Origin of the sequence: Niveispirillum sp., from assembly GCF_017996735.1 — a bacterium.
GTDB lineage: Bacteria > Pseudomonadota > Alphaproteobacteria > Azospirillales > Azospirillaceae > Niveispirillum.
The window spans coordinates 94,293-105,121 of record NZ_JAGOGJ010000009.1 but is presented as its reverse complement, the minus strand read 5'-3'; the positions used below and the strand labels follow the sequence as shown (position 1 = coordinate 105,121).

The following is a 10,829-nucleotide window of genomic DNA, read 5'->3' as shown; positions in this document are numbered from 1 at the left end:
GATCATCGTCTGGTGAACACCGTGCTTCGACACAAGCTGCGCCATCGTCAACTCGCCCCGGATCGCCTCAAGTGCCACCTTCGCCTTGAAATCCGCTGAATATCGCTTCCTCTGTCCCGCCATGTCGCTCGTCCTTCAATAAGGCCGAACCAAGCTTAGCAAACTGTCCGCTCACGGGGGACCAGCTCTGTCGCCGCCGTACCACCGGCCATGAATGATGACCGGTGATAATGCCACCCTGCCACAGAAATGACTCTCAGTATGAGAGTGGGAGTTCGCGGATGGAAGCCGCCCTGATTCTCTGATGCCGCAATTTTCAGAGTTGGGGGGTGATGTCGGCGGCCGTTAAGTTTAACCGATTGATACCACTCACTTTAGCGACAGGCCTTATTCTCAGATACTATATCTGCTGGCGGCCTTCTGGTTGAACATCATTTGCAGAACGTGACTCGCCACAGATTGGTAATTCTGTAACAACGCCTCATCCTCAAGCGATGGTGCTGTGACAAGTTCGTGCTGATCCAAGCCAGCCAGAGCTGCGTCCACGCAATCTTCTGTAGACATGACGATACTCGGCGGCAACGGTTCAAGATCAGCGCCCCCCGCCACATCCCAGCCTTCCGAAACAACGGCCCCAGGCAGCACTAATTGCACACGCACGCCTGTTCCCTCTGCTTCGGATTGCAGGGCCTGCGTGAACAGATAGACATAGGCTTTTGTGGCGCCGTAAACCGGTATCCCCGGATAAGGGGAGAAGCCTGCGCCCGAGCCCACATTGACGAGCGTGCCCGAACCTTTGTTCTTGAAACGAACCAATGCCGCCTTTGACAGGGCCGTGAGGGCCGTTACGTTCACGGCGATCATGTTTTTCAAGACATCGTCCGGCGTTTCGGTAAGCGGCTTCAGCAAGGAGAAGCCTGCGTTGTTTATCAACAACGAAACTGTGGTATCGGATGTGAGGCGATCGACCACGGCGGATACGCCTTCTGGTTGAGATAAATCAGCAACAAGAACGTCGGCACGGATATGAAAGCGATTTTGCAGGTCGTTCGCGATTGTCGTCAATCGATCTGCACGTCTTGCCACCAGCACGATGTCATAGCCACGTGCTGCGAGACGATCTGCGTAGACTTTACCGATGCCGGAAGACGCGCCCGTTACGATTGCCGTGCCAAGCGTGTTCGAATCTGGTTTATTCACCACGATCTCCTTAAAACAAAAACGGTAGGGTTGTTTCCGATTTAGGTAGATATTGGATACTAAGTGTCAATTAGGCACTTACTGTAACCTAGGTTTACGCGAGGAAACTCAATGTCCTATACAGAGGAGCAGGTTCTCGAGACGCTTCCTGGCGTTCGGCCCGTACTCGAACAGATCGCCCATAAATGGTCGATCCTGGTGCTGGCGTTTCTGTGCGAGGAACCCAAGCGGTTCAACGCGCTGAAGCGTCGTATGGACGGTGTCACCCAGAAGGCGCTGACCGAAACGTTGCGGCGGTTGGAGCGAAATGGGCTGGTGGATCGGCATGTGAACACCAGCGCGCCGATTTCGGTGACATATTCGATCACCCCCTTGGGCCGCACTCTGCAACCGCCATTCGTGGCCCTGTATGATTGGGCGGTCACGCATCAGGCCGATATTGCAAAGGCCCAGGCGGATTTCGATGCCGCTGCAAACGCCGATTGAGGGCGTTTGCGACGGTCGATCTGCGAGAGAGCGTCCTAGTCTGGGCCGCCGGAATGCGCCAAATGCTATCGGGCGGTCACGTCCCTGGCGACTTCAACAAAAGACAGCGGGCAATTCGGAAGGGAGGTGACGGTCGGGCGCCAAGGCTGCGCGCGGCGGAATATGCCCAGGATTTGTGGAGGGGGGATCGTGAGCCATATCGTCGATCGTCGAAATCTCGACTTTCTGCTGTTTGACATGTTCGATGTCGAGGCCGATCGTCCTGGCCAAACCTATGCCGGATATGATCGCCAACTGATCACGCAGTTGCTCGATACGGCGCAAAAACTTGCCGAAGCGGAATATCTGCCGTCATCGGCGTCGCTGGATGCCTCTCCGCCGATATTCGCGAACGGTGAAGCCGTGATGCCGCCGTCGGTGCGTGCCGCGCTGGCTGCCTACAGGGACGCAGGTCTGCCGGCACAGAGTTTTCCCGTCGAACTCGGCGGATCGGGCCTTCCCTATCTGATCGCGATGCTGGTGAACGGCATGTTCATCGCCGCCAATATCTCCATCGCGAACTATTCGCTTCTCACCGCTGCGGCGGCGCGCCTGTTGCTGGCCTTTGGCACGGAAGAGCAGAGGACGCGTTTCGCCCTGCCGATGATCGCCGGCCAGTGGATGGGCACCATGTGCCTGTCCGAGCCCCAGGCCGGGTCGTCGCTGGCCGACATCACGACGCGGGCGGAACCGGCGGGCGAGGGTACCTTTCGCCTGCGGGGTACGAAGATCTGGATTTCCGGCGGTGGTCACGGCATGACCGAGAACATCGTCCATCTGGTTCTGGCGCGATTGCCGGGCGCGCCGGCGGGCGTAAAGGGCATCTCGCTTTTCCTTGTTCCCCAGAAGCGGCTGGATGCCGAGGGCAGGCCGGGCGAGGATAATAACGTCACGCTTATTGGCCTTGCCCACAAGATGGGGCAGCGCGGAACCACCAACTGTCAGCTCAATTTCGGTGAAGCTGGCCCTACTTTGGGCTATCTGATCGGCGAGCCCCATCAGGGTCTGCGGGCCATGTTCCACATGATGAACGAAGCGCGGATCGGCGTGGGACATGTCGCGACCATGTCGGGGTTGACGGGTTATCGCTATTCGCGGCGCTATGCGCAGGAGCGGGTTCAAGGACGCCGGATTGGTCACAAGGATCCCACGACGCCGCAAGTGCCGCTGATTGAGCATGCGGATATCCGCCGCATGCTCCTGGCGCAAAAAGCGGCGGTGGAGGGCGCGCTCGCCCTCTGCGTCTTCTGCGCGCTTCTGGTCGATGAACAGGGTGCAGCCAGCGGCGAGGAACTGAAGGAGGTGAGGCTCCTGCTGGAGGTGCTGACGCCCATCGTCAAGTCCTGGCCGTCCGAGCATTGCCTGAAAGCGAACGAACTGGCGATGCAGATCATGGGCGGGGCGGGATATACCTGCGATCATCCCGTCGAGCGCTATTATCGTGATAATCGGCTCAACCACATCTATGAGGGAACTTACGGCATCCAGGCCATCGATCTGCTGGGCCGCAAGGTACGCATGGATGATGGGCACGGGCTCGACCTTCTCCTGGCCCGGATACGGGCGACGATCGGTGATGCATCGCAAATGCCCGACCTGGCCACCCATGCGGCGGCATTGGAGGAGGCGCTGTCATGGCTTGAGGCCGCGACGGCGGCGGTGATGGGGGAGGGTGATCAGGAGCGAGGCCTCGCCAATGCCACGCTCTATCTCGACGCGATGGGTACGATCGTGATCGCGTGGCTGTGGTTGTGGCAGGCCCTGGTCGCGCGGCGTTGCCAGGCGCCAGACACGACACAACCCGATCCCTTTCTTCAGGGCAAGCGAGCGGCCTGCGATTATCATTTCCGCTATATATTGCCCCACGCCCGCATCCACCTGTCTCTGGTCGAGGGGTTGGACGATACTTGCCTGGCGGTCAGCGCCGATCAGATCGAGGCCGGGTGATGATTGCCGGCGCGGAACACCGGAACACCGGCAGCCCCGAACTGCTTTCGACCCTGGGCCGGGGCATATTGACCATCACGCTCAATCGGCCGGAATCCCGCAACGCGATGAGCGATGCCATGCTGGAGGCACTGGCGCGGGAACTCGCCTTTGCCGAAGAAAGCCCGGATGTGCGATGCGTCGTGCTTCAGGGCAGCGGGTCAGCCTTCTGCGCGGGCGGTGACGTCAAGGCGATGAACAGCGCGCCCCCGTCTCCGTCCGCCATGCCGGAGCGGGTCCGGTATCAACAGACGATCCAGCGCGCCACCTCGGGCCGTCTGGCGGCGATGGCCAAACCGACGCTGGCCAGCATCAACGGGCCGGCGGCGGGCGCCGGGCTGGGGCTGGCGCTCGCCTGCGATCTCCGGATCATGGCCCGTTCCGCAATCCTGCTCACGGCCTTCGCGCGTGTCGGTCTTTCGGGTGATTTCGGGGTTGGTTTCTTCCTGTCCCGGCTGGCCGGCGCCGGTCGGGCACGGGAATTCATGTTCCTGCCCGAAAAGCTGACGGCCGGTCGCGCCCATGAAATCGGGCTGGTGAACTGGGTCTGCGAGGATGAGGTCATTGCGGACCGGGCGGCGGATATCGCAAGCAGGCTCGCCACCTCGCCCCCCACGGCGCTGCGCTACATGAAGGAGAATTTCGCTGACGCTGAAGCGGGCGATCTCGGCGCTTATATGGATGCCGAAACCGTTCGCCATCTCCACTGCACGACCACGGCCGATCATCGAGAGGGTGTGGCGGCGTTTGCCGAGAGGCGTGCGCCGCAATTCGGGGGGAATTAGGGGGAGCCCGCTGCCGGGCCCGCCCCTGCCGGACGCGTAAGCGCGCGGGTCGTGGCGAATGCCAGCGATTTCGACATGCACATTCTTGAAGCGGGCTCAGGCCTGCCCGCCATCCTCACTTTCGCATGGATTTCCCGAACCTGCCTTTTGCTGAAGGTGCGGCCATCGGGCTCTGCGGGAACGACCAGCGGAATTCGCCCAAATCATCTTGGATGCGCTCAGGACCGCCGGGCGGACAGGCACCGTTCGCGGCATGGGCGCGGAAAACGGAGTGTTATGCATGAGCCTGCCTCCTCTCCTGCGGAATCGGCTGCGATTGCCGGTCATCGCCTCGCCAATGTTCATCCTGTCCAATCCGGCCCTTGTGATCGCGCAATGCACCGGTGGGGTCGTCGGCTCTTTTCCGTCGCTGAACGCTCGCCCCCTCTCGCAGCTCGACGAATGGCTGGCGCAGATCACCGAGGGTCTCGCGCAATGGGATCGCGATCACCCCGACACGCCGTCCGCTCCCTTCGCCGTCAATCAGATCGTCCACAAATCCAACGGCAGGCTCGACCAGGATCTGGAGCTGTGCGCCAAGTACAAGGTGCCGATCATCATCAGTTCGCTGGGCGCGCGGGTGGAGGTCAACGAAGCCGTGCATGGCTGGGGCGGCATCGCTCTGCACGATGTGATCGATGACCGCTTCGGCCGCAAGGCGATCGAGAAGGGTGCAGACGGGCTGATTGCGGTTGCGGCCGGCGCCGGGGGCCATGCCGGACGGCTTTCCCCCTTTGCCTTGGTGCAGGAATTGCGGCAATGGTTCGACGGGCCGATCGCCCTTTCGGGATCGATCGCCACAGGCGGGGCCATTCTTGCGGCCCAGGCGATGGGGGCCGACCTCGCCTATATCGGTTCGCTGTTCATCGCGTCGCAGGAAGCCAATGCGGTCGCCGCCTACAAGCAGATGGTCGTTGATGGCCGGGCGAGCGACATCGTCTATTCGAATGTGTTTACCGGCGTTCATGGCAATTATCTGAAGCCGTCCATCGCGGCGGCGGGGCTGGACCCGGACTCCCTGCCCCAAGGCGATGCCAATGCTGCGAACTATGTTTTTGGGGAAGCCAACGACATAAAGGCTTGGCGCGATATCTGGGGATGCGGCCAGGGTTTGGGCGCGATCGACATGGTGCAGCCCGCCGCCGGCCATATCGAGCGGCTGTCCCGTGAATATGCCGCTGCAAGGGCGGCGTTGAACGGCAAATTCGTCCCCCAGCAAGCACCAGACGCGCCGATGGTCTCATCAGGAACGCGGGTCCGTACGCACGCAGAAATTCGGCGGCGCGCTTCGCAGGCAGCGCAGGGGTTTCTGTTCGAGGGCATCCGGGAAGGCGATTGCGTCGCCCTGTTGCTTCGTAATGATTTCGTCTTCTTCGAAGCGATGCTGGCGACGGTGATGGCCGGTGCCTATCCGGTGCCGATCAACTGGCACGCAACCCCTGAGGAAGCCGCGCATCTGCTTGAGGATTGCGGCGCAAGAATCCTCATCGTCCACGCCGACCTTCTGCCAGGCGTTCCTGCCCATCTGGCCGACAAGCTGAAACTGCTGGTGGTTGAGACGCCGGCGGAGATCCGCAGCGCCTATGGCCTGAAGGCGGGATTGGCCGATGATCGCCCGCGGGAGAATTGGTACGGGTGGTCCAACCGCTTTGCGGCGATTGCCGACCCGGCCACCTCGGCCCGGGGCGCGGTCATCTACACTTCGGGCACCACCGGCCGGCCCAAGGGCGTTCGCCGCCGCGCCGGCGAGCCGCAGCGCGCGATGATGGCGACCGGCAGCATCGTCTACGACCTGGCCGAACCGATGTCCCGAACCGTTCTGATGAATGGGCCGATGTACCATAGCGCGCCGAACGGCTATGCCATGCTGGCGTTGGAGAGCGGCGCCGACGTCATCCTGCAGCCCCGGTTCGATCCCGAAGAACTGCTCCATCTTATCGAGCACCATGCCGTGACGCATATGCACATCGTTCCGACGATGTTCGTTCGCCTGCTGCGCCTGCCCGAAGCGGTGCGGCGGCGTTATGACCTCTCTTCCCTGCGCCGGGTGATCCATGGCGCGGCACCCTGTCCGCCCGGCGTGAAGCAGTCGATGATCGACTGGTGGGGGCCGGTCATCCACGAATATTATGGCGCGACGGAGATCGGCTTGGCGACCGCCATCTCGGCCGATGAGGCGCGCACACGTCCGGGGTCGGTGGGAAGAGCGCTGCCGGGCGTGTCCGTCAGGATATTGGACGAAGAAGGACATGTCCTGCCACCGGGCAGCATCGGGGCCGTGTTCGTGAAGACGCTGGCGGGCGAGGGCTTTGATTACATCGGCATGGTTCGTGATCGTCGTTCCGACGGCTTCGCGACCGCAGGCGACATCGGATATCTGGACGAAGACGGTTATTTGTTCCTGTGCGACAGGCGCAACAACATGATCATCTCCGGCGGGGTCAACATCTATCCCGCCGAGATCGAGGCGGCACTGCTCGCCATTGAGGGGGTCCGTGACGGGGCGGTCTTCGGCATTCCGGATGAGGAATATGGCGAGGCGGTCTGTGCCCATGTCCAGGTCGACCAGAATGGCCCCGACCCGGCGCAGATCCGCGACGCCCTGGCCGGCAAGCTCAGCCGGTTCAAGATACCCAAGGTGGTGAAGATCGTCGACGATCTGCCCCGAGAGGATTCCGGGAAGATTTTCACACGCAAGCTGCGCGCGCCCTACTGGGCGGCCACGGGACGGTCGATCTGAAACCGGTGCCGTAAAGCATGACCAACCGATTGCACCGACCGGTCATTGCGTGGTCGGACCGGCGAACCCATCCTGTGCGCCAAACCGGATCGACTGCCGGCGCGCCAAGACGGGAACCCGTCATACGCATAAGAAAAACCCCATTATGGAGAGGAAAGGCATGACGAAGCTTCTAAACGACCCAAGAATTGATCCGAGGATCAAGGCCGTGTTCGGCGATTATTATCAGCCTGCTGGTGATAACATGTCGTGCCGGGAAGATGTCCTCGCCCTTATGAACACACCGGAAGTACTGGCCGCGCTGGCCAAGGACAGCGAGTTCTGCCGTGGCACGGTGTCCGAAGAGGTGGCGCCTTACGAAGGGCTGACCGCCCGGACGCTGACCTTCATTTCCAGCCCCGACAATAATGAAATCAACATCCACTATATCCGGCCCGAGGGCGACGAGATTTTGCCCTGTGTCTATTACATGCATGGCGGCGGCATGTCGGTCCTGTCGGCCTATGACGACAATTATCAGGCCTGGGGCCGGATCATCGCATCACAGGGCGTCGCCGTCGCGATGGTCGATTTCCGCAACTGCCTCGTCCCTTCGTCAGCACCGCAGGTCGCGCCTTTCCCGGCGGGTCTGAATGATTGCGTGTCGGGTCTGCTGTGGGTCAGCGAACATGCCGCCGATCTGAAGATCGACCCCAACCGGATCATACTGGCGGGCGAGAGCGGCGGCGGCAATCTGGCGCTGGCGACCGGGCTGAAACTCAACCGCGACGGCAGGATCGGGCTCATCAGGGGCATTTATTCGCTCTGCCCCTTCATCGCCGGACAGTGGCCGCATCCCGATCATCCCTCGTCGATCGAGAATGAGGGCATATTCATCAGCATCGGCCATAATCGCATGGTCCTGGGCTATGGTATCGAGGCGCTCGACCAGAAAAACCCGCTGGCTTGGCCGATCTTTGCGTCAGAGCAGGACCTGAAAGGCCTGCCCCAGACCGTCATCAGCGTCAACGAGTGCGATCCTCTGCGCGATGAAGGCATCGCCTTCTACCGCAAGCTGCTGGCCGCCGGCGTGCCGGCGCGATGCCGCAGTCTGATCGGCACGACCCACGCCGTTGAAATTTTCCCCCGGTGCGCCCCCGACATCAGCGCCAACACTGCGAACGATATCGCCTATCTCGCACGCACCGGGCGATAGGCCCGCATGGATATTGGAGGGTCACATGGCAGACGGATCTGTGGACGTTCGCCCGCTGAAAGGCGCGGTCAGCGCCGATGAATGGAAGACGCGGGTCGATCTGGCGGCGCTTTACCGACTGGTGGCGCTGCAGGGGTGGGACGATATGGTCTACACCCACATCTCGGCCCGCATTCCGGGGCCTGAGCATCATTTCCTGATCAATCCTTATGGGATGTTTTTTGAGGAGATGACAGCCTCGTCGATGGTGAAGATCGACATGGACGGCAATGTCCTTCAGGAAACGCCCCATATCGTGAACGCGGCCGGCTTCAATATTCACTCCGCCATCCATGCCGCACGCGAGGATGTGCAGTTCGTCATGCACCTTCATACCGATCAGGGCGTGGCGGTTTCTTCGCAGCAGGAAGGGCTGTTGCCGCTCAACCAGGCCTCCTTGGCCATCCTCCCCGAGCTCAGCTATCACGACTATGAAGGCATTGCCCTCAATATCGAAGAAAAGGAACGCCTCGCGGCCGACCTTGGCGACAATTGGGTGATGATCCTGCGCAATCACGGAACGCTTGCCGTGGGGCTGAGCGCGGCGGATGTCTGGCGATCCATGTTCATCCTGGAGCGGGCCTGCAAGATACAGGTGATGGCGATGTCGGCCGGCCGCGACAAACTGCTGATCGCCCCGCAGACCGCACAGCAGGAAGTGGCCCGACAGATGAAGGATCGCGGACCGCTCCGTCTGGAAGGCGGACTGACGGTCACGGATTTGATCTGGCCGGCTTGCCTGCGCCGTCTTGATCGGGAACTGCCCGGCTACGACGCCTAGGCTTCGGTGCCGATCACCGCATATTGGAAGGGTTCACTGATGTCCGTTGAACTAGACGACGGCGAAAGCCGGGCCAACTTCACGCAAATGGCGGAATCCAGTTTCGATGACTGGGTCCTTATCGGCAAGAACTTCACGTCCTTTCAAAAGGGTCTGCCAAATCGGATCATGACGCATCTGCGTTTGCTCGATGGTGATTTCGGTGGATATCCGGTCGATCGGTTGGAGCACAGTGTTCAGACCGCGACGCGTGCCTATCGCGCAGGCATGGATGAGGAATACGTGGTCTGTGCACTGCTGCACGATATCGGCGACACGCTGGCCTCCGCCAACCATGCGGATGTCGCCGCGGCCATCCTCAAGCCCTACATCGGTGAGAAGAACCTCTGGATGATCGAACAGCATGCACTGTTCCAGGGATATTATTTCTTCCATCACATCGGTCTGGACCGGGACGCGCGGGAAAAATATCGCGGACATCCACACTTCGACTATACGGCCAAGTTCTGCCATCTATACGATCAGGCGGCGTTCGACCCGAATTACGACACCATGCCGCTCGAAGCCTTTGAACCCATGGTCAACAGGCTTTTCGCGACGGTGAAGAACTCCATTTATAAGGGCGGAAACTCCATGCCTGCGGAGTCCTGAGCGCGATGATCGAAACAAGAACGATCGCGCTGGGGACGCTTCGGTTCACCGTTGATCTTGCCGGACCCGCCGGCGGCCAGCCGGTCCTGCTGCTTCACGGCTTTCCCGAGACCCGCCATATGTGGCGTCCCCAGATGGAGGCACTGGCGGCGGCCGGTTATCGCGCGATCGCGCCTGACCAGCGCGGCTATTCCACCGGCGCGCGCCCGGCGGCGCTTGACGCCTACAGGGTCGAAAGGATCGTCGAGGATGCGGTCATGCTGATGCACGTCCTCGGCATCGCTCAATTCCATCTGGTCGGTCACGACTGGGGTGGGCAGATCGCCTGGCTGGTCACCGCGCGCCATTCTGACAAGGTGAGGTCGCTCACCGTGCTGTCGCGCCCGCATCCGGCTGCCTTTGTCCGGGCGATGGAGGAGGATCCAGATCAGTCCAGGCGGTCGCGGCATCATCGGGCCTATCGTGAAGACAGTGCCGTCATCGAGATGCGACGGGCCGAATTACGGCCCATTCGCGCGGCTTTGATCGCGCAGAATGTGCCGGCCGCCTTTGCAGACATACATGTCGCCACCTTGGCGGAGCCCGGTGGCATCGAAGGCGCGATGAACTGGTATCGCGCGACGGGTTTCGCCGCGGACGACACGCCCGTCATCACCGTCCCGACACTCTATGTGTGGGGGGACAAGGATTCGACGGTCGGACGATATGCCGCCGAATTGACGCGGGATTACGTGACCGGGGCATATCGTTTCGTCACGCTGGCAGACGCGGGTCATTTCCTGGTCGATGAGTTCCCGGACGAAGTTACCGCGCTTCTTCTTGCTCATATCGCAGCAAATTCGTGAGGCGGGGACAGGCCCCGGACGCAGGGGGAAGCTGCGCCCGGAT

10 protein-coding genes are annotated in these 10,829 nt (G+C 61.3%); 8 read left to right on the top strand and 2 right to left on the bottom strand.

Going from position 1 to position 10,829, the window contains the following annotated elements:
- Positions 1 to 123, bottom strand: a 123-nt coding sequence (locus tag KBA48_RS05635; RefSeq protein WP_292904067.1) for a transposase, incomplete at its 3' end; no start/stop codon positions are given.
- A 270-nt stretch (positions 124 to 393) separates the two neighbouring features.
- Positions 394 to 1,200 (bottom strand): SDR family oxidoreductase, encoded by an 807-nt coding sequence (locus KBA48_RS05630; protein WP_292904063.1) that lies wholly within the window; start codon positions 1,198 to 1,200, stop codon positions 394 to 396.
- A gap of 111 nt (positions 1,201 to 1,311) precedes the next feature.
- Between KBA48_RS05630 and KBA48_RS05625 the strand changes: the two genes are divergently transcribed.
- From KBA48_RS05625 to KBA48_RS05590, 8 genes are all read left to right on the top strand, one after another.
- Positions 1,312 to 1,686, top strand: coding sequence for a helix-turn-helix domain-containing protein (locus tag KBA48_RS05625; protein WP_292904061.1), 375 nt, complete (start codon positions 1,312 to 1,314; stop codon positions 1,684 to 1,686).
- A gap of 189 nt (positions 1,687 to 1,875) precedes the next feature.
- Entirely contained in the window at positions 1,876 to 3,672 is a 1,797-nt protein-coding gene (locus tag KBA48_RS05620; protein ID WP_292904059.1) for an acyl-CoA dehydrogenase, read from the top strand.
- Positions 3,672 to 4,496 (top strand): enoyl-CoA hydratase-related protein, encoded by an 825-nt coding sequence (locus tag KBA48_RS05615; RefSeq protein WP_292904057.1) that lies wholly within the window; start codon positions 3,672 to 3,674, stop codon positions 4,494 to 4,496. Before KBA48_RS05620 ends, KBA48_RS05615 begins: the two co-directional genes overlap by 1 nt.
- A gap of 280 nt (positions 4,497 to 4,776) precedes the next feature.
- Entirely contained in the window at positions 4,777 to 7,275 is a 2,499-nt protein-coding gene (locus KBA48_RS05610) for an AMP-binding protein (protein WP_292904055.1), read from the top strand.
- Positions 7,276 to 7,420: 145 nt separating this feature from the next.
- A complete protein-coding gene (locus KBA48_RS05605) occupies positions 7,421 to 8,470 on the top strand; it encodes an alpha/beta hydrolase (RefSeq protein WP_292904053.1) in 1,050 nt (349 codons plus the stop codon).
- Positions 8,471 to 8,495: 25 nt separating this feature from the next.
- Positions 8,496 to 9,290 (top strand): class II aldolase/adducin family protein, encoded by a 795-nt coding sequence (locus KBA48_RS05600; protein ID WP_292904051.1) that lies wholly within the window; start codon positions 8,496 to 8,498, stop codon positions 9,288 to 9,290.
- 39 nt (positions 9,291 to 9,329) lie between these two features.
- Complete coding sequence (locus tag KBA48_RS05595) at positions 9,330 to 9,941, top strand: HD domain-containing protein (RefSeq protein WP_292904049.1); 612 nt, start codon at positions 9,330 to 9,332, stop codon at positions 9,939 to 9,941.
- Positions 9,942 to 9,946: 5 nt separating this feature from the next.
- Positions 9,947 to 10,786, top strand: a complete 840-nt coding sequence (locus tag KBA48_RS05590) for an alpha/beta fold hydrolase (RefSeq protein WP_292904047.1) — start codon at positions 9,947 to 9,949, stop codon at positions 10,784 to 10,786.
- Positions 10,787 to 10,829: the final 43 nt, after the last annotated feature.

Excerpts from the sequence above, each read along its gene's own strand:
- KBA48_RS05625 (WP_292904061.1), top strand. The coding sequence starts at position 1,312 with ATGTCCTATACAGAGGAGCAGGTTCTCGAGACGCTTCCTGGCGTTCGG.
- KBA48_RS05615 (WP_292904057.1), top strand. The coding sequence starts at position 3,672 with ATGATTGCCGGCGCGGAACACCGGAACACCGGCAGCCCCGAACTGCTT.
- KBA48_RS05610 (WP_292904055.1), top strand. The coding sequence starts at position 4,777 with ATGAGCCTGCCTCCTCTCCTGCGGAATCGGCTGCGATTGCCGGTCATC.
- KBA48_RS05605 (WP_292904053.1), top strand. The coding sequence starts at position 7,421 with ATGGAGAGGAAAGGCATGACGAAGCTTCTAAACGACCCAAGAATTGAT.
- KBA48_RS05600 (WP_292904051.1), top strand. The coding sequence starts at position 8,496 with ATGGCAGACGGATCTGTGGACGTTCGCCCGCTGAAAGGCGCGGTCAGC.
- KBA48_RS05595 (WP_292904049.1), top strand. The coding sequence starts at position 9,330 with ATGTCCGTTGAACTAGACGACGGCGAAAGCCGGGCCAACTTCACGCAA.
- KBA48_RS05590 (WP_292904047.1), top strand. The coding sequence starts at position 9,947 with ATGATCGAAACAAGAACGATCGCGCTGGGGACGCTTCGGTTCACCGTT.